The sequence below is a fragment of the Burkholderia sp. 10_S31 genome, from assembly GCF_056930375.1.
Genome location: NZ_JBXOWK010000002.1, coordinates 46481 through 69235 on the forward strand (window position 1 = coordinate 46481; position 22755 = coordinate 69235).

Consider the following 22755-nt stretch of genomic DNA (forward strand, 5'->3'; position numbering starts at 1 on the left):
TTTCGTCGTGAGTGCGGGGCGTGGGCGGTGCGCATCACAGGTCGGCCGGCAATGCCGCGTGCAGCCACTTCTGCGACAACGCATTCAGCGTGCCGCTCTTCCTCGCGCCGGCGATCGCGTCGTTGACCTTCTGCATCAGGCGCGGCTCGTTCTTGTTCAGGCCGACGTGATCGGGCGAACTGAACAGCGAGAACTTCTGCTCCGGATCGATCGACGGATGGCGCGCGATGATCGTCGCGCCGACGTCGTTGCCGACCACGAGCAGTTGCGCCTGTCCCGACAGGAACGCCGCGATCGCGCCGTTCGGGTCGTCGAAGCGCTTGATCGTCGCGCTCGGCGGCGCGACCTTGCTGACGCTCAGATCCTCGAGCGTGCCGCGCGCGACCGCGATCGATTTGCCGGCGAGATCGGTGTTGCCCTTCACGGCCAGCGACTTCGGGCCGAACACCGCGAGGTAGTACGGTGCATACGCGTTCGAGAAGTCGATCACCTTCGCGCGCTCCGGCGTCTGTCCGACCGACAGCAGCATGTCGGCCTTGCGGTCGGCGAGATAGGCCATGCGGTTGTCGCCGGTGACCTGCACGAGTTCGACTTTCGCGTTGAGGGCCTTGCCGATCAGGTTCGCCATGTCGATGTCATAGCCTTGCGGTTTCATGTCGGGACCGATCGAGCCGAACGGCGGGTAGTCCTCGAACACGCCGATGCGCACGACGCCCGCTTTCGCGATCGTATCGAGCGCGTCGGCATGCGCGAGCGGCGCGAAGGCGGCAAGGCCCGCCGTGCCGGCACAGGCGCAGAGGAGGACGGTACGGGCGAGCAGGCGCTGCACGTGACGGGTGGCTTGGGTCGTTGCGTTCATGGTGAGATCCTCGTTGCTGGACTGGACTGCGCGGGAGAAAGAAAAAGGGATCAGGCGCCGCGGGCGGCGATGAGCTTGCATGCATGGGCGGGCAGTTCCGCGAGCACCGGCATGCCGACGTGCAGGTCGGGCGTCTCGCGCGGCGTCGTCGCGGCCGTCAGCGTGAAGCCGCGGCAGTCGATCGTCGCTTCGATCGACGCGCCGACGTCGCGCACGAACGAGATCGTGCCGGCCAGCGTATTCGGCGCGGCCGCCGCCGCGTGGCCAGGGCGCACGCAGACGTCCTCGGGGCGAATCAGCAGGCGCACGGCGTCGGTTGCGCGCGGCGTGTCCGGCGCGCGCCGGATCGCGAGCCGCTGTCCGCCCGGCAGGACGATCGCGTCGTCGCCGTCGCACGCGACCGGCAGGATGTTGCCGAGGCCGATGAAGTCGGCGACGAATTCGTTGACCGGATCGCGATAGATGTCGAGCGGCCGGCCGACCTGCTGGATCCGGCCTTTCTCCATCACGACGATCTCGTCGGCCATCGTCATCGCTTCGCGCTGGTCGTGCGTGACCATGATCGTCGTGATGCCGAGCCGTTGCTGGAGCAGCCGGATCTCGACCTGCATCGCCTCGCGCAGCTTCGCGTCGAGCGCCGACAGCGGCTCGTCGAGCAGCAGCAGGCGCGGCGACGACGCGATGGCGCGCGCGATTGCGACGCGCTGGCGCTGCCCGCCCGACAGTTGCGTGACGAGCCGGTCGGCCATGTGCGGCAGCTGGATCAGCTCGAGCAGCTCGGTGACGCGCCGTGCTTGCGCGGCCTTGTCCGTCTTGCGCAGCCGCAGCGGATACGCGATGTTCTGCGCGACCGTCATGTGCGGAAACAGCGCGAGCGACTGGAACACCATGCCGAAGTCGCGCCGGTTGGCGCTCACGTGCGTGAGGTCGCGGCCGGCGAACGTCAGGGTGCCGGAGGTCGGCGTTTCGAGGCCGGCGATGATCCGCATCAGCGTGGTCTTGCCGCAGCCGGACGGGCCGAGAAAGCAGACGAGCTTGCCGTCCGGTACCGACAGATCGACGTGATCGACCGCATACGCCTGATGAAAGCGCTTCGTCACGTTCTGGAGAATGAGCTGGGTCATGAGGGTTCCTTGCACGGGCGAGGGCGAGACGGTGACGGTGCGCGCGTCAGAGCGCGACGCCCTTGTCGCCGACGAGTTTTTCGAGCATCCAGATCAGCGCGAAGTCGATCGCGACCGTGAACACGGCGAAGCAGAACACGGTCGGGTCGAGCGACGAAACAGTGCGGCTGTAGAGCCAGACCGGCAGGGTCATCGTGTCGATGCTGTACAGGAAGAACGTCACCGTGAATTCGTTGAACGACACAATGAAGGCGAACAGCATCCCGGCGAGGATGCCGGGCCGCATCAGCGGCAGCACGACGTCGACGAGCGCGCGGCGCGGGCTTGCGCCCATCACGCACGCGGCTTCCTCGAAATCGGGGCCGATCGACGCGACCGATGCCGCGCAGTTCTTCACCGTGAACGGCAGCGTCAGGATCACGTGCGCGACGACGAGCCGCACGATGCCGAGTTCGACCGGCAGCGCGTTGAACACGATCAGCAGCGCGAGGCCGAGCATCACGAGCGGATAGACGATCGGCAACGCGACGAACTGCTCGACGAGCGTCTTGCCGCGGAAGCGGTAGCGAGACAGCGCGTAGGCTGCGGGCACCGACACGGCGGTCGCGATCAGCATCGTCGCGACCGCGACGACGAGGCTCGTCGTCAACGCGGCGCCCATCGATTGCGCGCTGCCCGCATCGGACGACACGAACGTCTGCCAGGCGGCGCGATACCAGTGCAGGCTGAACTCGCGCGGCGGGAATTCGAGCGTGCCCGCCGCGCCGAACGACATCGTGATCATCGTCAGGATGGGCAGCGCGGCGAGAAACAGCACGAGCGTCGCGAGCGCGCCGGTCACGCGTCCGAGGCGGCCGGGCATGGGCGCGCGCAGGAGCAGGGCATTCATCGGGGCACCTCGTCGGTACGTTGCAGGGTGCGCACGAGGCGCTGCGAAACCGCCATCACGACAAGCGTCGCGCCCATCAGCACGATGCCGGATGCCGAGGCGGCGGGCCAGTTGAGCAGCGGCGCGACCTGGTCGTGCACGAGCACGGCGAGCATCGGCACGCGTCGACCGCCGAGCAGCAGCGGCACCGCAAACGCGCTGGCGTTGTACGCGAACACGAGCAGCGCGCCGGAGACGAGGCCGGGCATCGCGAGCGGCAGCGTCACATGCCGCAGCGTCTGCCACCGGCTCGCGCCGAGCGTCGCGGCGGCTTCGTCGTACGCGCGGGACACCGCGCGCAGCGCGCTCGACAGCGGCAGCACGGCGAGCGGGAACGCGGTCTGGATCAGTCCGAGCAGCACGCCGTGCTCGCGGTACAGCAACTGCAGCGGCCGCCCGATCACGCCGGTGGCCAGCAGCCCGCGGTTGAGCAACCCGGCCGGGCCGAGCATCACGAGCCAGCCATAGCCTTGCAGCAGCAGGTTCACGAGCAGCGGCAACAGGACGCCGGCGAGCAGCAACCGGCGCGCGAGCCGCGATTCGGTCCGCGCCATCGCGAGCGCCACCGGGATCGCAAGCAGCACCGCGCACACCATGCTCTGGAACGCGAGGCGCAGCGTGAGCCACAACGAGGTCGTGAAGTACGGGTCCGCGAGGTCGACGTAGTTCTGCAGCGTGAAGGTCCGCCATTCGTCGCCGGACACGCCCACGCTCATCCGCAACACCGTGAGCGTCGCGGCGGCGAGCACCGCGAGGAACGCGAGGATCGGCGCGAGCAGCAGCCAGGGCGGCACGCCGGGCAGCGCGGGCCCGGCGTCGGCGCCCGCGCCGGCCGCGCCAGTAACGGCCGGCGCGGCGTCGTGGGAGGAGGACAGGGAAGTCATGGCGTTACGCCGCGAAGAGGCCGGTGTAGCGCTTGATCCATGCCGGCTGGACGGCCGCGAGCGCCTTGTCGTCATGCAGCACGGCCTTCTCCGCGATCTGCTGCGGTGACGGCACGAACGCGCGGCTTGCCGCGGGAATCACGGCCTTGCCGTTCACCGGGCCATTCAGGACGTCGGCCGCCATTCGGCCCTGCACGTCCGCGTCGAGCGAATGGTTGATGAACGCGTGGATCAGGTCGAGGTCGCCCGGGTGTGCCTTCGGGATCACGGTGAACATCAGCTGCGTCGCGAAGCCTTCCTTCATCCCGTACGTCACGCCCATCTTGTAGTCCGGCTTGCGGATCTGGTCCGGGAAGAACGCGGGCGAATAGATGCCGCCGATGTCGAGCGAGCCGGTGCGGAACAGGTCGGCAACCTGGTTCGGGTTTTCGCCGAGGGTCATCACGCGGTCCTTCAACTGCGCGAGCTTCCTGAAGCCCGGATCGATGTTCTGCTGCGAACCGCCGGCCAGCTTCGCCGCGATGATTGCGAGGTCGACCGCTTCGGCCCACTCGGGCGGCGGCAGGAACAGGCGGCCCGCATACTTCGGATCCCACAGTGCCTCGTAGCTCGACGGTGCGCTCTTCACGGTCGCCGTGTTGTAGATCAGTCCGTCCGACCACAGCAGGTAGCCGATGCCGAAGCCGTTCGCGCCCGTGCGGTATTGCGGCGCGACGTCCTTCAGGTTCGGCAGCCGGTTCAGGTCCGGCTTCGCGAGCAGGCCCGCATCCGCGAGCCCTGCCGCGCCGACGCCGGCGAGCGTGATGACGTCGTAGGTCGGCCGCTCGCCCGCGGCCTTGACCTTCGCGACCATCCCCGACGTGCCGTCCGCGCGATCGGCGATCACGCGTGCGCCGGTCTGCTTGCTGAAGCTTTCCGCGATGTTGCGCAGCGCGGCCGCGCCGGTATCGTCGGACCACGTGAGCAGGCGCAGTGTCTTGCCCGCGAAGCTCTTCGATTGTGCCTTCGCAGTACTGATGAACGGCATCGGAAGGGCGGATGCGGCGAGTGCCGTGCCGAGGGTTTTGATCACCTGCCTTCTTCCCGCCTTGAAGTGTTGCATGGCCGTCTCCTGATGAACGATGCCGTGTGGTTCGATGCCGGTCGCCGAACTGCGGCGTGGGGTGTGGATGAACTGTAGGGAGGTCAAATTTCCGCAACAAACGAAATATCCGCATGCGCGGCATGACATAAACGCATGGGCCTGCGGCTTCAGCGGGCCGGCATCATGACCTGCTTGATCTCCTGGAACGCGGCCAGCCCGAAAGGACCGAGCTCGCGTCCGATGCTGCTGCGCTTGTAGCCGCCCCATGAGGTTTGCGGATAGATCAGTTGGGGCGTGTTGATCCACACGACGCCCGCCTCGAGCGCGTCGGCAACCCGCTTGCCGCGTGGCGCGTCGCGCGTGACGACGGTCGCGACGAGCCCGTATTCGGTATCGTTGGCGGCCGCGATCGCGTCGTCTTCGGTGTCGAATCGGCGGATGCACAGCACCGGCCCGAAGATTTCTTCACACCATAGCGCGCTGTCGGCCGGCACGTCGGCGAACAGCGCGGGCCGGATGAAGAAGCCGGGGCCGTCGAGCGTGCCGCCGCCCGTCACGAGCCGCGCGCCGTCGGCCTGGCCTTGCGCGATGTGACGCTTCACGCGTTCGTATTGCGCGCGATTCGTCAGCGGCCCCATCTGCACGCCGGGGGCGAACGGCGGGCCGACGACGGTCGCGTCGATTCGCCGCGCGACGCGCGCGATCAGGTCGTCGGCAAGCGGCGCGGCGACGAGCACGCGCGAAGTCGCCGAACACATTTGCCCGGCATTGAACAGCCCGCCGCCCGCGATGAGCTCGACCGCGTGATCGAGGTCGGCGTCGTCGAACACGATGATCGACGACTTGCCGCCGAGCTCGAGGCCGACGCCCTTGATCGTGTCCGCGGCCGTCTTCATGACCTGCGCGCCGACCGCGGTGCTGCCGGTAAACGACACCTTCGCGACGAGCGGATGCGCGCACAGCCGGGCGCCGACGTCGTGGCCGGTGCCGGTCACCACGTTCAGCACGCCGGGCGGCAAGCCCGCTTCGGCGGCGATCGCGGCGAGTTCGAGCTCGGGCAGCGGCGTGATCTCGGACGGCTTCAGCACGACGGTGCAGCCGGCCGCGAGGGCGGGCGCGAGCTTCCACGCGGTCGTGACCATCGGGAAGTTCCACGGCACGATCAGCGCGGCGACGCCGGCCGGTTCGCGCCGGATCCACGCGCGATGGTCGTCGCCGGGCAGCGCGATCTCGGTTTCGCCGTTCGTGTCGAGGCGCTCCGCGAGGCTCGCGTAGTAGTCGAAGGTGGCGATCACGTCCGCGACGTCGATTTCGGCTTCGGCGAACGGCTTGCCATTGTTGAGCGACTGCAGTGTGGCGAGCCGCGCGCGACGCGCGTCGACGCCGCGCGCGATTGCGCGCAGCAGGGCCGCGCGCGTGGCGCCCGTCGTGCGCTTCCAGCCGGGAAACGCGCGCGACGCGGCTTGCACCGCGTGCTCGACGTCTGCTTCAGCGCCTGCGCTGACGTCGGCGAGGACGGCTTCCGTCGACGGATCGACGACGGGCAACGTCGCGCCGTCGACGCTCGTGCGCCACGTACCGTCGATGAAGTGGCGCGTGTGCAGCGGCGGATCGAATGCGAGATCGGGTGTCGTGCTCATCGCTGCACCTGTCCGAACCAGGTTGCCTCGTCGATTTCGATCACGGTCGGGATTGCGCGCGCGGTGGCGTCGCGCAGCGCGGCGGCCAGCGCGCCGGGTGTGGCGGCCGTGTGCGCCGCGCAGCCGAAGCCGCGTGCGAGCGCCTGGAAATCGGGCGTATACGGATCGACGCCGACCGGCGTGATGTCGCGCGCAACCATGTATTTGCGAATCTCGCCATAGCCGCGGTTGTTCCAGACGATCACGATCACCGGGAGCCGCGCCTCGACCGCGCTCGCGAGCTCCGGCAGCGTGAACTGCAGGCCGCCGTCGCCGATCAGGCACACGACCGGGCGCGCGGGTGCGGCGAGCTTTGCGCCGATCGCGGCGGGCAGCCCGTAGCCGAGCGTGCCGTAGCCGGTCGACGAGTTGAACCAGCTGCGCGGTGCCGGCGCATCGTGCGTGAAATTGCCGACGTAGACGGGGCTGGTCGAATCGCCGGCGATGATCGCGCCGGGCAGCGTGGCGACGATCGTGTCGATCAGCAGCGCCTGCGCTTGTGCGGCGCCGTCGTGGCTGGATGCGATCGCGGCGCGCACGGCGGCGACCCGCGGCGCGCCCCAGTCGGCCTCGGGTGTCGGTGCCGGCCGTTCATGCAGGCGGGTCGACAGCGCGCCGAGCGCGAGCCGCGAATCGCCGGCGATGGCGATTTCGGCGCGGGCGTTGCGCATCAGCTGTTGCGTGTCGATGTCGATGCGGATCAGCCGGCCGTCGATCGCGAAGCCGCCGTCGAACACGACGTCGTAATCGGTTTCGCCAAGCTCGGTGCCGACGGCGAGCACCACGTCGGCGTCGCGGATCGCCGCGCGGGTGGCCGGCAGCGACTGTGTCGAGCCGATCAGCAACGGATGGCCGGCCGGCAGCAGGCCCTTCGCGTTGATGGTCAGCGCGACGGGTGCCTGCAGGCGTTCGGCGAGTTCGCGCAATTCCGCGGCCGCGTGGATGGCGCCGCCGCCTGCCAGGATCAGCGGCCGGCGCGCGTGCGCGAGCAGGTCGGCGGCCGCCGCCAGCGCGTTCGCGTCCGGTGCCGGGCGCGCGGGCGGCGCGGGCGGGGCGTCGAACAGCGCGGGCGCCGGCATCACGATCACGTCGAGCGGAATCTCGATATGCACGGGCCGCGGCCGCGCGCTGGCGAAGACCGCGAATGCGCGCGCGAGGACTTGCGGCAGGTCGGCCGCGTCGAGCAGCGTGTGCGAGAACGCGGTGAGTCCCGCGAACACGTCGCGCTGCGACGGCAGCTCGTGCAGGCGGCCGTCGCCGTTGCCGAGCTCGCGTCGTGCGTTGACGCTGGAGATCACCAGCATCGGGATCGAATCCGCGTAGGCCTGGGCCATCGCGGTCGCGATGTTGGTCATCCCCGGCCCGGTGATGATGAAGCAGACGCCCGGTCGGCCCGTGACGCGCGCATAGCCGTCGGCCATGAAGCCGGCCCCCTGTTCGTGGCGCGGCGTCACATGGCGGATCGACGATGCGGCCAGGCCGCGATAGAGCTCGACGGTATGCACGCCGGGAATGCCGAACACGCATTCGACACCGTGGCGTTCGAGGAGGTCGACGAGCGCTTCGCCGCAGGTGCGGGGGCGGGCCTGGCAGGGTGCCGTCGTGGCCTTGCGGGCCGCGGCGATGGAGGAGACGGTGGCTGGATGGTTCATGGATCGTGGTGTGCCGATTGGGAGGGTGAGTGGCCCGTACCGCGAACGAGGGGCATGACGCGGATTGTCGGCGTCGATCCGGGGTGCCAACAATCGATTAGTTTTCATGCGCGGCATGAGCGGCCTGCATGGCGGCGCCGCTGTGCGGCGAGGCGGCGGCCGGTCTTCGTGCAAGCCAGCTCGACCTTCCCGTCTTCACACGCCGGGCAGCCGGCCGTCGCGATCGAATCCGGAATTTGTCTAGTCATCCTTGCGATTGGATTGCCCGGGTTGCACCAAATCCGTGCCCGGATTCCCCTCGATGAGGCACGTCAGAGGCCTGAAATTAGGGGATTTCCCGCGTTTACGCGGTTTTTTTTGATCGCTGCTTGTCTCGCCGTTTTTCTTCTTGCATGCTTGTATAGACAAATTCCTGAGGCGGCTTGCTGGCACCGAAGGGATGGCGAACTTCAACGCAAGGAGAAATCTCGTGAACGGCAAGCGCATCAACTGGGCAGTCAGGGCAATCGGCGTCATCGCGGCTGCGGCGGCAACGCTCGCCGCACCGGTGCAGGCAAAGGAATGGAAGACGGTGACGGTCGCGCTCGAAGGCGGCTATGCGCCGTGGAACCTCACGCTGCCGGGCGGCAAGCTCGGCGGTTTCGAGCCGGAGCTGCTCGCCAACGTGTGCGAACGCATCAAGGTGCAATGCAACATGGTCGCGCAGGACTGGGACGGCATGATTCCGGGCCTGCAGGCCGGCAAGTTCGACATCCTGATGGATGCGATCTCGATCACGCCGGAGCGCGAGAAGATCCTGCTGTTCTCGCGCCCGTATGCGGCTACACCTGCGACCTTCGCCGTCACCGATACCAAGATCCTGCCGAAGGCCGCGCCCGGCGCGCCGATCGTCAAGCTGACCGGCGACGCGAATGCCGACAAGCCGACCGTCGACGCGCTGCGCAAGCAGCTCAAGGGCAAGACGATCGGCATCCAGTCGGGCACCGTCTATACGAAGTTCATCAACGACAGCTTCAAGGACATCGCGTCGATCCGCGTGTACAAGACCTCGCCCGAGCGTGATCTCGACCTCGTCGCGGGCCGCATCGACGCATCGTTCGACGACGTCACGTACTACGCGGCGAACAACGCGAAGAAGGACAACGCATCGATCGTGCTCGCGGGCCCGAAGCTCGGCGGGCCGATCTGGGGCCCGGGTGAAGGGCTCGCGTTCCGCAAGCAGGATGCCGACCTGAAGACGAAGTTCGATACGGCGATCGGTGCCGCGCTCGCGGACGGCACCGTGAAGAAACTTGCCGACAAGTGGTTCAAGACCGACGTCACGCCGTAAGCGCGTATCCGGTTGCCGCCGCGTGAGCGGCTCGAACGACGCGCGGCGGCACGCATCCTGCGGATTCATTCAACGCTTGCCGGGAGGCACGCATGGCGATTCTTGAAATGCTCGGCTTCGGAACCGAGGGCTGGGGCGGCGTGCTGTTGCTCGCCGCACTGATGACGGTCGCGCTGACGCTCGCCGCGCTCGCGGTCGGTGCCGTGATCGGCGCGGCGATCGCGGCGGCGAAGCTGTCACGCCACCGCAGCGCACGCCTGCTCGGCGACCTGTACACGACGGTGTTTCGCGGCGTGCCCGAACTGCTCGTCATCTACCTGTTCTATTTCGGCGGTTCGACGCTTGTCACGACCGTCGGCCAGTGGTTCGGCGCGGAAGGCTTCATCGGCGTGCCGCCGTTCGTGATCGGTGCGCTCGCGGTAGGGATGATTTCCGGCGCGTACCAGGCCGAGGTGTATCGCGCGGCCGTGCTCGCGGTGTCGAAGGGCGAGCTCGAAGCGGCGCGCTCGATCGGCATGCCGCGCAGCATGGTCCTGCGCCGCATCCTGATTCCGCAGGTGCTGCGCTTCGCGCTGCCCGGCATCGGCAACGTATGGCAGCTGAGCCTGAAGGATTCGGCACTGATCTCGGTCACCGGGCTCGCCGAGCTGCTGCGCACGAGCCAGATCGCGGCGAACTCGACGCATCAGTACTTCGTGTTCTTCGTCGCGGGCGGCGCGCTCTATCTGGTCATGACGGGCCTGTCGAACCGCGTGTTCAACCGGGCCGAAGCGATCGTCGGTCGCTCGTTCCGCCGCAATTTCGCGCGCAACTGACGGAGAGCACGCATGTCAATCGATTTCGACTTCATCCTCGACACGCTGCGCCAGCTGCTCGCGGCCGTGCCGACCACGCTGGGCCTGTTCTTCGCGTCGCTCGTGCTCGGCGGCCTGCTGTCGCTCGTGATCGTCACGATGCGCGTGTCGCCGCACTGGCTGCCGAACCGCTTCGCGCGTGCGTACATCCTCGTGTTCCGCGGCTCGCCGCTGCTGATCCAGATGTTTCTCGTGTATTACGGGCTCGGCCAGTTCGGCGTGATTCGCGAAAGCTTCATGTGGCCGCTGCTGCGCGAGCCGTACGTCTGCGCGGTGCTGTCGCTCGCGCTGTGCACGGCCGGCTACACGGCCGAGATCGTGCGCGGCGGGCTGATGGCCGTGCCGGTCGGGCAGATCGAGGCCGGTTACTCGATCGGCCTGTCGGGCTTCGCGCTGCTGCGCCGCGTGATCGGCCCGATCGCGTTGCGCCAGTGCCTGCCCGCGTATTCGACCGAAGCCGTGCTGCTGGTCAAGTCGACCGCGCTCGCCAGCCTCGTGACCGTGTGGGAAGTGACGGGCGTCGCGCAGCAGATCATCCAGCAGACCTACAGGACGACCGAAGTGTTCGTGTGCGCGGCGCTCATCTATCTGGGCCTGAACTTCATCGTCGTGCGCCTGCTCGGTGCGCTCGAATGGCGGCTCTCCGGTCACCTGCGCGCGCCGAAGCCGTCCGCCGCACCCGCCGCGACGACACGCAATCCCCGGCGCGTGGCGTCCTGAGCGTCCTCGTCCTTTCCAGGAGAATCCGATGAACACCGCTGCTCCCGTTGCGCTGTCGGTCAAGAACATCCACAAGTCGTTCGGCGATCACCACGTGCTGAAGGGCATCTCGCTCGACGCGCACGAAGGCGACGTCATCTCGATCCTCGGCGCGAGCGGCTCGGGCAAGAGCACCTTCCTGCGCTGCCTGAACCTGCTCGAAACGCCCGACGACGGCTCCGTCGCGCTGGCAGGCGAGGAACTGAAGATGAAGCGGGCGCGCGACGGCAAGCTGCAGCCGGGCGACCGGCGGCAGGTCGATCGCATCCGCTCGCAGCTCGGGATGGTGTTCCAGAACTTCAATCTGTGGTCGCACATGACCGTGCTCGACAATCTCGTCGAAGGGCCGTTGCGCGTGCTGAAGCGCAGCCGCGCGGAAGCGGTCGAGGAAGCCGAGGCGCTGCTCGCGCGCGTCGGCCTCGCGGACAAGCGCGGCTACTATCCGGCACACCTGTCGGGCGGCCAGCAGCAGCGCGTCGCGATCGCGCGGGCGCTCGCGATGCATCCGAAGGTAATGCTGTTCGACGAACCGACGTCGGCGCTCGACCCGGAGCTGGTCGGCGAAGTGCTGCGCGTGATGCGCTCGCTCGCGGAGGAAGGGCGCACCATGCTGGTCGTTACGCACGAAATGGGCTTCGCGCGGCACGTGTCGAATCGCGTGATGTTCCTGCATCAGGGCGAGGTCGATTCGGACGGGCCGCCCGACGCGTTGTTCGGCGGCCAGTGTTCCGAGCGCTTCCGCCAGTTCGTGTCGAGCCATCACGACCGCGCCGCGAACTGAGGACGTCATGACCGTATTCCGTTCTGCACGGCCGCTCGACTGGCGGCAGATTGCGGCCGTCGCGGCCGGCGAACCGCTGGGGTTGACCGACGCCGCGCGCGAGCGGATCGCCGCGGCGCGCGGGCTCGTCGACGAGATCGTCGCGCGCGGGATTCGCGCCTATGGCGTCAATACCGGCGTCGGTGCGCTGTGCGACGTGATCGTGTCGCCGGCGCAGCAGAGCACGCTGTCGCGCAACATCCTGATGAGCCACGCGGTCGGCGTCGGCATGCCGCTCGGCGCGGCCGAAACGCGCGCGATCATCGCGGCCGCGATCAACAACTTCGCACACGGGCATTCGGGCGTGCATGCCGATGTCGTCGAACAGCTCGTCGCGCTGCTCGAACACGATTGCCTGCCGGAGGTGCCGGCGCACGGCTCGGTCGGCTACCTGACCCACATGGCGCACGTCGGGCTCGTATGCATCGGGCACGGTCATGCGCGCCATCGCGGCGAGCGCGTGCGCGGCGACGAGGCGCTGCGCCGCATCGGTCGCGAACCGCTCGCGCTCGGTGCGAAGGAAGGCCTGAGCCTGGTCAACGGCACGCCCTGCGTCACGGGGCTCGCCGCGCTCGCGCTGGCGCGCGCGGAGCGGCTGCTCGACTGGGCCGACTGGATCGCGGCGGCGAGCTTCGAGAATCTCGGCGGGCAGCTTGCCGCGTTCGACCCGGCGTCGCTCGCGCTGCGGATCTCGCCCGGCATCGGGCACGTCGGCGCGCGCCTGCGGGCGATGCTCGCGGGCAGCCCGATGCTCGCCGCGGCGAGCGGGCGGCATACGCAGGATCCGCTCAGCCTGCGCACGATCCCGCACGTGCACGGCGCGGCGCGCGACGTGTTCGCGGTGACGGCGGAAGTCGTCGACCGCGAGCTCGCGTCCGTCACCGACAATCCGATCGTCGCCGGTACGCGCGACGCGCCGGTCGTTCATTCGCAGGCGCATGCGGTCGGCGCGGGCATCGCGCTGGCGATGGACAGCCTCGCGGCGGCCATGGCGCAGGTGGCGGCCATCGCCGAGCGGCGGCTGGACCGTCTCGTCAATCCGCTCGTGAGCGGGCTGCCGGCGTTTCTCGCGGCGCCCGGCGGCACGTGTTCGGGGTTCATGATCGCGCAGTACACGGCGGTCGCGCTCGTCGCGCAGAATCAGCGACTGGCGGCGCCGGCGAGCCTCGACGGCGGCATTACGTCGGGGCTGCAGGAAGATCACCTGTGTCATGCGACGCCGGCCGCGCTGAAGGCGCTCGACATCATCGAGAACGCGACGCGCGTGCTCGCGATCGAGTTGCTGGCCGCCGCGCAGGCGTACGATCTGCAGGCGAGCGAAACGGAGCGGGCGGCGTCGACCGATGCGCTGTGGCGACAGGTGCGCGAACGGGTGAGCGCGTATCACGACGACCGGCCGCTTGCCGACGACATCGCGATCGCGGCCGGGATCGTCGCGGGCGAGCCGCCGTCCGTGCTGTAGCGGCACGACGCGCGACGCGTGACGCGCGGCGGGGCATCCAACCTTCATTCGGTCGAGGGCGCATGAACGAAACGGAACGATACATACCGGCGCGGCGGGCGGTCGCATCGGGCGACGACGTGCCGGCACGCGCGCTGCCGGCGTACCAGCAGATCAAGCGCTACGTCGTCGAGCGGATCGCGAACGGCGACTGGAAGCCGGGCGGCGCGATTCCGACCGAGGCCGAACTGGTCAAGGAGTTCGGCGTTGCCCGGATGACGGTGTCGCGCGCGCTGCGCGAGCTGACCGCCGAGCGCGTGCTGACGCGCATCCAGGGCGCCGGCACGTTCGTCGAGCGCCGGCATTACGAATCGACGGTGCTGGAAATCCGCAACATCGCGGACGAGATCGCGGAGCGCGGTCACCGGCACAGCGCACGCGTGCTGCTGATCGAGCGCAGCGTCGAGCCGGAAGCGATCGATGCGCTGGGGCTGCGGTCGGGTCCCGTGTTTCATTCGCGCATCGTGCACTACGAGGAAGACGAGCCGATCCAGTTCGAGGATCGCTACGTCAACCCGGCATTGTTTCCCGACTACCTGGAGCAGGATTTCACGATCGAGACGCCGAACCATTACATGGTGCGGCTGGCGCCGATCCAGCGCGCGGAGTTCCGGATCTACGCGGAGAAGCCGAATGCGCAGGTGCGTCGGCATCTCGTCATGGAAATCGGCGAACCGTGTCTGTTATTGAGCCGCCGCACATGGGTCGGCGAGCACGTCGCCACGTCGGTCAGGCTGTGGCATCCGGCGTCGCGGTTTCATCTGGCGGGGAGGATGTAGGGTATCGGCGCCGTTGGCGTGCAGCCGTTTGCGTATGGGTCGAGATGCCCGGGATGTCGCAGTCGGGCACTTGCTCGACGCGCCTGCCGCAGCCGGCGGCGGACGAAAGATCGGCGGCCGCGCTGCGTACCTTCCCCACGGGATGCTCGGCCTCGATTGCCGAGCCGGCTGCCGCAATGGCGTCACGATCTTGCGCGGCGCTCGTGCGCGCCTGATGCTGCGTGGCCGTGGCCGAGCGCATGCTGTCGATGGCGTTGACGTATGCGATGGAGCGCAAGCAGTTCGGCAAGCCGATCGCCGATTTCCAGCTCGTGCAGGCGATGCTCGCCGACAGCAAGGCCGAAATCTATGCGGCGCGCTGCATGGTGGTGGATGCCGCGCGCCGGCGCGACGCGAAGCTGCCGGTGAGCACCGAGGCGTCGTGCGCGAAGCTGTTCGCGTCCGGGATGTGCGGGCGCGTGGCCGATCGCGCCGTGCAGATTTTCGGCGGCGCGGGCTATATGGCCGAGTACGGTATCGCGCGCTTCTATCGCGACGTGCGCCCTGTTCCGCCTCTACGAGGGCACGACCCGGATCCAGCAGTTGGTGATCGCGCGCAACATGATCCGTGATGCGCGATGACGGGCGTCGGAAAAGGTGCCGCAGTGCCGCGGCGGGATGGAGCCGGCACGCCGAACGACAGCGCGGCGAATGGCCGGCGGGCGCCGGCGCGGCCGGGCTCGAACGGCGCGCGCCGCGACGATGCGAACCGGGCATGGGTGAAAGGCGCCCCCCATTACGACTGGATGGATCACGCGCCGCCTTTCGATATTCGCGACTGATCGGCCGCCGGCCTTTCATCCGACATGCGTCGGCCGACGGCCCGCAGGCGGAGTCTCGCGCCCGGTCGGCTGGATACCATTTGCTGTCGCGATGTCGATTGCCGTTTGCGCAAAGTGTGGCAAGAATGCTGATGGCCGGCAGCCGGCCCGATGCAGCTGTGCGCGACGACGCGATCCGCGTGCCGGCCACCCGATCCGGCGGCGGACAGGTCGCGCCGACAGCTTTCTTCAACCCCAACGATCCATGGCAGCCGTGACTCCTATCCCCATCCAGTCCATCCTGATCGCGAACCGCTCGGAAATCTCGATTCGCGTGATGCGTGCCGCCGCCGAGCTGAACATGCGTACGGTGGCGATCTATTCGAAGGAAGACCGGCTCGCGCTGCATCGCTTCAAGGCGGACGAGAGCTACCTGATCGGCGAGGGCAAGAAGCCGCTCGCCGCGTATCTGGACATCGACGACATCCTGCGCGTCGCGCGGCTGGCGAAAGTCGATGCGATCCATCCGGGCTACGGCTTCCTGTCCGAGAATCCCGATTTCGCGCAGGCCGTGATCGACGCCGGCATTCGCTGGATCGGCCCGTCGCCGGACGTGATGCGCACGCTCGGCAACAAGGTGGCCGCGCGCAACGCGGCGATCGCCGCCGGCGTGCCGGTGATGCCCGCGACCGCGCCGCTGCCGGACGATCTCGCTGCATGCAAGGCGCTGGCCGCGGAAGTCGGTTATCCGCTGATGCTGAAGGCGAGCTGGGGCGGCGGCGGGCGCGGGATGCGCGTGCTCGAGAACGAGCGCGATCTCGAGACCCTGCTGCCCGTCGCGCGGCGCGAGGCGCTGGCCGCGTTCGGCAACGACGAGGTGTACGTCGAAAAACTCGTGCGCAATGCGCGCCACGTCGAGGTGCAGGTGCTCGGCGACCTGCACGGCACGGTCGTGCATCTGTACGAGCGCGACTGCACGGTGCAGCGGCGCAACCAGAAGGTGGTCGAACGCGCACCGGCGCCGTATCTCGATCACGACGGCCGTCACGCGCTGTGCGAATCGGCGCTGCGCCTGATGCGCGCGGTCGGCTATACGCATGCGGGCACCGTCGAATTCCTGATGGACGCCGACACCGGCCAGTTCTACTTCATCGAAGTGAATCCGCGCATCCAGGTCGAGCACACGGTGACCGAGATGATCACCGGGATCGACATCGTGAAGGCGCAGATCCGCATCACCGAAGGCGGCCGGATCGGGTTGGCCGAGGACGCGACGGACGGCGACGGCGCGCTCGTCGCGCGCGCGGCCGGCGTGCCGGAACAGCAGGCGATTCCGCTGAACGGCAACGCGCTGCAATGCCGGATCACGACCGAGGATCCGGAGAACGACTTCCTGCCCGACTACGGGCGGCTCACCGCGTATCGCAGCGCGGCGGGCTTCGGCGTGCGTCTCGACGCCGGCACCGCCTATGGCGGCGCGGTGATCACGCCGTACTACGACTCGCTGCTCGTGAAGGTGACGACCTGGGCGCCGACGGCGGCCGAATCGATTCATCGGATGGATCGCGCGCTGCGCGAGTTCCGCATTCGCGGCGTCACGTCGAACCTGCAGTTCCTCGAGAACGTGATCAACCACCCGGCCTTCATCGCGGGCGACGTGACGACGCGCTTCATCGACAAGACGCCGGAGTTGCTCGCATTCGCGAAGCGCGGCGATCGCGCGACGAAGCTGCTGCGCTATCTCGGCGAGCTGAACGTGAACGGCAACGCCGAGATGAGCGGCCGCACGCTGCCGGCACTGCCGTTGTCGAAACCCGTGCTGCCGAAGATCGATACGGCCGTGGCGATCCCGGCCGGCACACGCGATCGCCTGCGCGAGCTCGGCCCGGAGAAATTCGCGAGCTGGATGCTCGACCAGAAGCAGGTGCTGCTGACCGACACGACGATGCGCGACGCGCACCAGTCGCTGTTCGCGACGCGCATGCGCACGGCCGACATGCTGCCGATCGCGCCGTTCTACGCGCGCGAGCTGTCGCAGCTGTTCTCGCTCGAATGCTGGGGCGGCGCGACCTTCGACGTCGCGCTGCGCTTCCTGAAGGAAGACCCGTGGGAACGGCTCGCGCTGCTGCGCGAACGCGTGCCGAACATCCTGTTCCAGATGCTGCTGCGCGGCTCGAACGCGGTCGGCTACACGAACTACGCGGACAACGTCGTGCGCTTCTTCGTGCAGCAGGCCGCGAGCACGGGCGTCGACGTGTTCCGCGTGTTCGACTCGCTGAACTGGGTGCGCAACATGCGCGTGGCGATCGATGCGGTGGGCGAGAGCGGGATGCTGTGTGAAGGCGCGATCTGCTACACCGGCGACCTGTTCGACACGTCGCGCGCGAAGTACGACCTCAAGTACTACGTCGGCATCGCGCGCGAACTGCAGCAGGCCGGCGTGCACGTGCTCGGCATCAAGGACATGGCCGGCATCTGCCGTCCGCAGGCGGTCGCGACGCTCGTGAAGGCGCTCAAGGAAGAAACCGGGCTGCCGGTGCATTTCCATACGCACGACACGAGCGGGATCGCCGCGGCGTCGGTGCTCGCGGCGGTCGGTGCGGGCTGCGACGCGGTGGACGGCGCGCTCGACGCGATGAGCGGGCTCACGTCGCAGCCGAACCTGTCGAGCATCGCGGCCGCGTTGGCCGGCAGCGAACGCGATCCGGGGCTGGATCAGGACCGCCTGCACGAAGCGTCGATGTACTGGGAAGGCGTGCGCCGCTATTACGCGCCGTTCGAATCGGAGATCCGCGCGGGCACGGCCGACGTCTATCGCCACGAGATGCCGGGTGGCCAGTACACGAACCTGCGCGAGCAGGCGCGCTCGCTCGGCATCGATCATCGCTGGACCGAGGTGTCGCGCGCGTATGCGGACGTCAACCGCTTGTTCGGCGACATCGTGAAGGTCACGCCGACGTCGAAGGTGGTCGGCGACATGGCGCTGATGATGGTCGCGAACGACCTGAGCGTGGACGACGTGCGCAACCCGGACAAGGACCTCGCGTTCCCCGAGTCGGTCGTGTCGCTGTTCAAGGGCGAACTGGGTTTCCCGCCCGACGGCTTCCCGGCCGACCTGTCGCGCAAGGTGCTCAAGAGCGAGCCGCCGGCGCCGTATCGTCCCGGCGACCAGATTCCGCCGGTCGATCTCGACGCGGCGCGCAAGCAGGCCGAGGCCGCGTGCGAGCAGCCGCTCGACGACCGGCAGCTCGCTTCGTACCTGATGTATCCGAAGCAGACGGTCGACTACTACGCGCACGTTCGCGCGTACAGCGATACGTCAGTCGTGCCAACGTCGGCGTTCCTGTACGGGCTGCAGCCGCAGGAGGAAGTGGCGATCGACATCGAGCCGGGCAAGACGCTGCTCGTATCGCTGCAGGGGCAGCACGCCGATGCGCAGGACGGCATCGTGAAGGTGCTGTTCGAGCTGAACGGCCAGTCGCGTTCCGCGCTGGTCGAGCAGAAGACGGTCGTGCAGGCGGGCAAGGAGCGGCATGGCCTGCAGCGCGCCGATCCGGGCAATCCGCTGCACATCGCGGCGCCGATGCCGGGTTCGGTGGTGACGGTGGCCGTGCAGCCGGGGCAGCGTGTGACGGCCGGCACGACGCTGATCGCGCTCGAGGCGATGAAGATGGAAACGCACATCGCGGCGGAGCGCGACTGCGAAATCGCGGCCGTGCATGTGAAGCCGGGCGAGCGGGTGGCGGCGAAGGATCTGCTGATCGAGCTGAAGGGCGAGGCCTGACACGCAGATGGGGCGACATCGCGGCGCAGCGCGTCGCGATGCGATGGCCTGGCGTCGCGTCGAATGATGGTCGACGGCGCAGCCGCCGCGCACGAGCTTGCACGTGCGCACGCGGCTGCATCGGGATCCATGTTCCGTACTTTGGTGGTCCGCGCCGCATGCGCTTCGTCTCGAAAGGGGCGGGAGAGCACCGTGCAGCAGAACCGCACAACGATGCGGGACCATGTCCACATTCGACCGCTGTTCAAAGCACGGAACATATCGCCGCTACGATTGACTCGAGTCAAGGAGACCGTCATCTCGTCGGCGACCCGATCGGCACCGACACGAATCCGAAGCGGCGCACGCCACGCCGGTCGGCATCCGTCATGACGCGAGTCGGCCTGAATCCCGGCAGAGAGTGGCGCATAATGTTTTGATGTCGACCCTTGGCAGGAAGAGGGTTTTATGCGCTGCACGATATGCGGATCCGAGAATCCTCCCGGTGCGAGGTTCTGCCAGGAATGCCAGGCCGTGCTGGCCCGCACGTGTCCGCATTGCGGGCATGACACGGAGCCTGCGGCCCGCTTCTGCAGCCATTGCGGGACGTCGCTGGCTACGCCCGCGGCTGCGCCGCCGCCTGCCCGATCATCGGGGCGGGAGCCGCCACCGCCCCCCGTTCATTACACGCCCGATCATCTCGCCGAGCGGATCCGTGCCGAACACGCGGCCATGGAAGCACGCGGCGAGCCCGCCGGCGAACGCAAGACCGTTACCGCGCTGTTTGCCGACATGGCCGGGTCGACCGCGTTGATCCACGATCTCGATCCCGAAGTCGCGCATCGCTTGATCGTGCCCGTGGTCGAGCTGATGATGGAAGCGGTTCATTACTACGAAGGGTACGTGGCAAAATCGCTCGGCGACGGCATCCTCGCGCTGTTCGGCGCGCCGATCGCCCACGAAGACCATGCACAGCGAGCGCTTTTCGCCGCGTTGCGCATGCAGCAGGCGATGCGGCAGCACGGCGATCGCATTCGTCTGCAGGAAGGCATTCCTCTGCAGATTCGCGTCGGCGTCCACACGGGCGAGGTCGTCGTCCGTTCGATCCGTACCGACGACTTGCACACCGAGTACGATCCGCTCGGGCATACGATCCACATCGCGTCGCGGATCGAGGGCATCGCCACGCCCACGTCGATTCTCGTCAGCGAGTCCACCCACAAGCTGGCGGAAGGCTATTTCGAGTTCAAGGCGCTCGGGGCGACGCAGCTCAAGGGCATTCCCGCGCCGCTCTGCGTGTACGAGGTGCTCGGCCTGGGTGCGTTGCGCACGCGCTTGCAACTGTCGGCGCACCGCGGTCTCGCGCGCTTTGTCGGCCGCGAAACGGAAATGGAACACCTGAACCGGGCCCTGGAGACCATGAGGGCCGGGCAGGGGCGCGTGGTCGGCGTGGTGGGGGAGGCCGGCGTCGGCAAGTCTCGCCTGTTCCACGAGTTCAAGGAGCGTTCGCGGCGTGGCGTGCTGGTGCTGGAGACGTTTTCGGTATCGCACGGCAAGGCGTTTCCCAACTTGCCGCTCATCGAACTCCTGAAGAATTATTTCCAGATCACGACACAGGACGACGAGCGGCGCTGCCGGGAAAAGGTCATCGGCAAGGCGCTCGCGCTCGAGCGCAGTTTCGAGGACCTCGTGCCGTACATCCTGTATCTGCTTGGCATCGGCGAAGGCGGGCCGGTACTCGTCGAGATGGATCCGCAGATCCGGCGCGAGCGCACCTTCGACGCGATCAGGCAGCTTCTCGTGCGAGAGAGCCAGAATCAGCCCGTCCATTTGCTGTTCGAGGACCTGCAATGGCTGGACCGTGAAACGGAAGCCTTTCTCACCTACCTGATCGACCACGTGCCGGACGCGCGCATCCTGCTGCTGGTGAACTACCGCCCCGAGTATCGGCCCGCGTGGGCGCGCGCCGCGCATTGGAGCACGCTGCGGCTCGAACCGCTGGGCCCCTCCGATGCGCAGGGGCTGCTCGCGGCGCTGCTCGGCGAGGATCGCTCGCTCGTGCCGCTGAAGCAGCTCATTCTGGAGAAGACGGAGGGCAACCCGTTCTTCATGGAGGAAGTGGTCCAGACGCTCGTCGAGGAGCAGTCGCTGCTTGGCGATGCGGGGCGCTATCGCATCGTCGAGACGCCGGCGACGCTGCACATTCCGACCACCGTGCAGGGCGTGCTCGCCGCTCGTATCGACCGGCTTCCGATCGAAGAAAAGGAACTGCTGCAGGCGCTCGCGGTGATCGGCCACGAGTTTCCGTTCAGCCTGATCCGGCGAATCTGCGGCAACGAGACGGCACGGGACGACGAACTGCGGCGTCTGCTCGCGCATCTGGAAGCGGCGGAATTCATCTACGAGCGTCCCGCGTTTCCCGAAGTCAATTATTCGTTCAAGCACGCGCTGACCCAGGAGGTGGCCGGGCGCTCGTTGCTCACGGAGCGGCGCACCACGCTGCACGAGCGCACCGCGCAGGCGATCGAGGTGCTGTTCCCGACGCGCATCGCCGATTACTGCAGCGAGCTTGCGCACCACTACAGTCAGAGCGGCAACATTCCCAAGGCGGTCGAATACCTGCATCGTGCGGCCCAGCAGGCGTTGCGCCATGCCGCCCATCACGATGCCATGAATCACCTCGGCGCGGCGCTGGCGTTACTGAAGGGCTTGCCCGACACACCCGCGCGTGCGCATTGGGAGCTGACGCTGCTGCTTTCCCTCGGGCCGGTGTTGATGGATGTGCGCGGGTATGGCGCGACTGAGGTGGGCGCGACCTACAGGCGCGCGCTCGAGTTGTGCGAGCGCACCGGAGAGGCATCGCAACGCTTCGCGACGCAGTTGGGATTGCGGATACATCACGGGGTGCGCGGCGACCATGCGCTCGGCATGGAGCTGGGCATGCAGATGCTCCGTACGGCCCAGGATGCGAACGATTCAGGCCTCCTCATCGAAGCACAGAGCGCACTGGGGGCGTGCTTGTTTCTGCAGGGCGATTTCGGCGCGGCGCGCACAAACATGGAACAGGCCCTGGCGCTCTACGATCCGGAGCGGCATCAGGCACACGTCTTCACGCACGGAGTGGATCCTGGCATCCGGGCACTCAGTTTCCTCGTGCTGATCCTGTGGATCCAGGGGTATCCCGACCAGGCGCTCAAACGCAGCGCCGAAGCGCTTGCGCTCGCCCAGAACCTTGCGTATGGACCCTCTCTGGCGTTCAGTCTGACCTATACGGCGCACTTGCATCAACTGCGGCGGGAGCCGGTGCTGGCCGCCGAGCGCGCGGAAGCGGTCATTGCCGTATCGACCGAGCACGGCTTGCCGTACTGGCTCGCGTGGGGGACGATTCTGCGAGGCTGGGCGACGAGCGCGCAAGGCAACATCCAGGACGGCATCGCGCAGATGCGGCAGGGCCTCGACGCGCAGCGGGCAGCCGGCGGCGAAGACCAGCGTCCTTTTTCGCTCGCGCTGCTCGCCGACAGCTACTGGCGCGCGGGTGACGAGAGCGCGGCACGGGGCTTGCTGGAAGAGGCCATGGCGATCGTCGAGAAAACCGGCGAGCATTGCTACGAGGCCGAGCTGTACCGGCTCGCGGGACGCTATCTGGCTGGCGGCGCGGGCAAGGAAGGCACGGCACAGGAATGCGACGACGAGGCTGTCGACTGCTTTCACAGAGCGATCGAGCGAGCGCGCCGGCAGGGTGCCCGGGCGCTGGAACTGCGGGCGGCGTCGGACCTCGCCCGGCTGCTGCAACGGCAGGGGAAGACCGTGGAGGCGCGGCAAGCACTCTCCGAGGTGTACGCCTGCTTCACGGAAGGCTTCGACACGAGCGACCTGCGAGAGGCGAAAACGCTGCTGGATGCATTGGGGGACGCGCGAACAGAATGAGTGGACCTGCGG

The 22755-nt window shown here is 67.9% G+C and carries 16 protein-coding genes and 1 pseudogene; 10 read left to right on the top strand and 7 right to left on the bottom strand.

Annotated features, from left to right (window positions below; translation table 11 throughout):
• Positions 1–34: 34 nt before the first annotated feature.
• The 7 genes from AC1Z3W_RS14905 to AC1Z3W_RS14935 form a co-directional block, all read right to left on the bottom strand.
• Positions 35–859: a transporter substrate-binding domain-containing protein gene (locus AC1Z3W_RS14905; protein WP_483507879.1), complete on the bottom strand. Its 825-nt coding sequence runs from the start codon at positions 857–859 to the stop codon at positions 35–37.
• Between the two features lie 50 nt (positions 860–909).
• A complete protein-coding gene (locus AC1Z3W_RS14910) occupies positions 910–1983 on the bottom strand; it encodes an ABC transporter ATP-binding protein (protein ID WP_057924199.1) in 1074 nt (357 codons plus the stop codon).
• 46 nt (positions 1984–2029) lie between these two features.
• Positions 2030–2872 (bottom strand): ABC transporter permease, encoded by an 843-nt coding sequence (locus tag AC1Z3W_RS14915; RefSeq protein ID WP_483507880.1) that lies wholly within the window; start codon positions 2870–2872, stop codon positions 2030–2032.
• A complete protein-coding gene (locus AC1Z3W_RS14920) occupies positions 2869–3795 on the bottom strand; it encodes an ABC transporter permease (protein ID WP_483507881.1) in 927 nt (308 codons plus the stop codon). The genes AC1Z3W_RS14915 and AC1Z3W_RS14920 overlap by 4 nt, the downstream gene beginning before the upstream one ends.
• 4 nt (positions 3796–3799) lie before the next feature.
• On the bottom strand, positions 3800–4897 hold the full coding sequence (locus tag AC1Z3W_RS14925; protein WP_057924202.1) for an ABC transporter substrate-binding protein: 1098 nt from the start codon (positions 4895–4897) through the stop codon (positions 3800–3802).
• A gap of 149 nt (positions 4898–5046) precedes the next feature.
• Positions 5047–6519, bottom strand: coding sequence for an aldehyde dehydrogenase family protein (locus AC1Z3W_RS14930; protein ID WP_483507882.1), 1473 nt, complete (start codon positions 6517–6519; stop codon positions 5047–5049).
• Positions 6516–8210 (bottom strand): 5-guanidino-2-oxopentanoate decarboxylase, encoded by a 1695-nt coding sequence (locus tag AC1Z3W_RS14935; RefSeq protein ID WP_483507883.1) that lies wholly within the window; start codon positions 8208–8210, stop codon positions 6516–6518. The genes AC1Z3W_RS14930 and AC1Z3W_RS14935 overlap by 4 nt, the downstream gene beginning before the upstream one ends.
• Before the next feature lie 469 nt (positions 8211–8679).
• Between AC1Z3W_RS14935 and AC1Z3W_RS14940 the strand changes: the two genes are divergently transcribed.
• From AC1Z3W_RS14940 to AC1Z3W_RS14985, 10 genes and pseudogenes are all read left to right on the top strand, one after another.
• Entirely contained in the window at positions 8680–9540 is an 861-nt protein-coding gene (locus AC1Z3W_RS14940) for a transporter substrate-binding domain-containing protein (protein WP_057924487.1), read from the top strand.
• 92 nt (positions 9541–9632) lie between these two features.
• Positions 9633–10355, top strand: a complete 723-nt coding sequence (locus AC1Z3W_RS14945; protein WP_057924204.1) for an ABC transporter permease — start codon at positions 9633–9635, stop codon at positions 10353–10355.
• Positions 10356–10367: 12 nt separating this feature from the next.
• Complete coding sequence (locus AC1Z3W_RS14950; protein ID WP_175827191.1) at positions 10368–11114, top strand: ABC transporter permease subunit; 747 nt, start codon at positions 10368–10370, stop codon at positions 11112–11114.
• A 28-nt stretch (positions 11115–11142) separates the two neighbouring features.
• A complete protein-coding gene (locus tag AC1Z3W_RS14955) occupies positions 11143–11934 on the top strand; it encodes an ABC transporter ATP-binding protein (protein ID WP_011660730.1) in 792 nt (263 codons plus the stop codon).
• A gap of 7 nt (positions 11935–11941) precedes the next feature.
• A complete protein-coding gene (locus AC1Z3W_RS14960; RefSeq protein WP_057924206.1) occupies positions 11942–13435 on the top strand; it encodes an HAL/PAL/TAL family ammonia-lyase in 1494 nt (497 codons plus the stop codon).
• 62 nt (positions 13436–13497) lie between these two features.
• A complete protein-coding gene (gene hutC, locus AC1Z3W_RS14965) occupies positions 13498–14253 on the top strand; it encodes a histidine utilization repressor (protein ID WP_057924207.1) in 756 nt (251 codons plus the stop codon).
• Positions 14254–14474: 221 nt separating this feature from the next.
• Positions 14475–14874, top strand: a pseudogene (locus tag AC1Z3W_RS14970) (acyl-CoA dehydrogenase family protein); the annotation flags it as partial.
• A complete protein-coding gene (locus tag AC1Z3W_RS14975) occupies positions 14871–15074 on the top strand; it encodes a hypothetical protein (protein WP_124835403.1) in 204 nt (67 codons plus the stop codon). The pseudogene AC1Z3W_RS14970 and the gene AC1Z3W_RS14975, both read left to right, overlap by 4 nt.
• Positions 15075–15318: 244 nt before the next feature.
• Positions 15319–18837 (top strand): pyruvate carboxylase, encoded by a 3519-nt coding sequence (locus AC1Z3W_RS14980; RefSeq protein ID WP_483507884.1) that lies wholly within the window; start codon positions 15319–15321, stop codon positions 18835–18837.
• A gap of 447 nt (positions 18838–19284) precedes the next feature.
• Positions 19285–22743: an AAA family ATPase gene (locus AC1Z3W_RS14985; RefSeq protein ID WP_483507885.1), complete on the top strand. Its 3459-nt coding sequence runs from the start codon at positions 19285–19287 to the stop codon at positions 22741–22743.
• Positions 22744–22755: the final 12 nt, after the last annotated feature.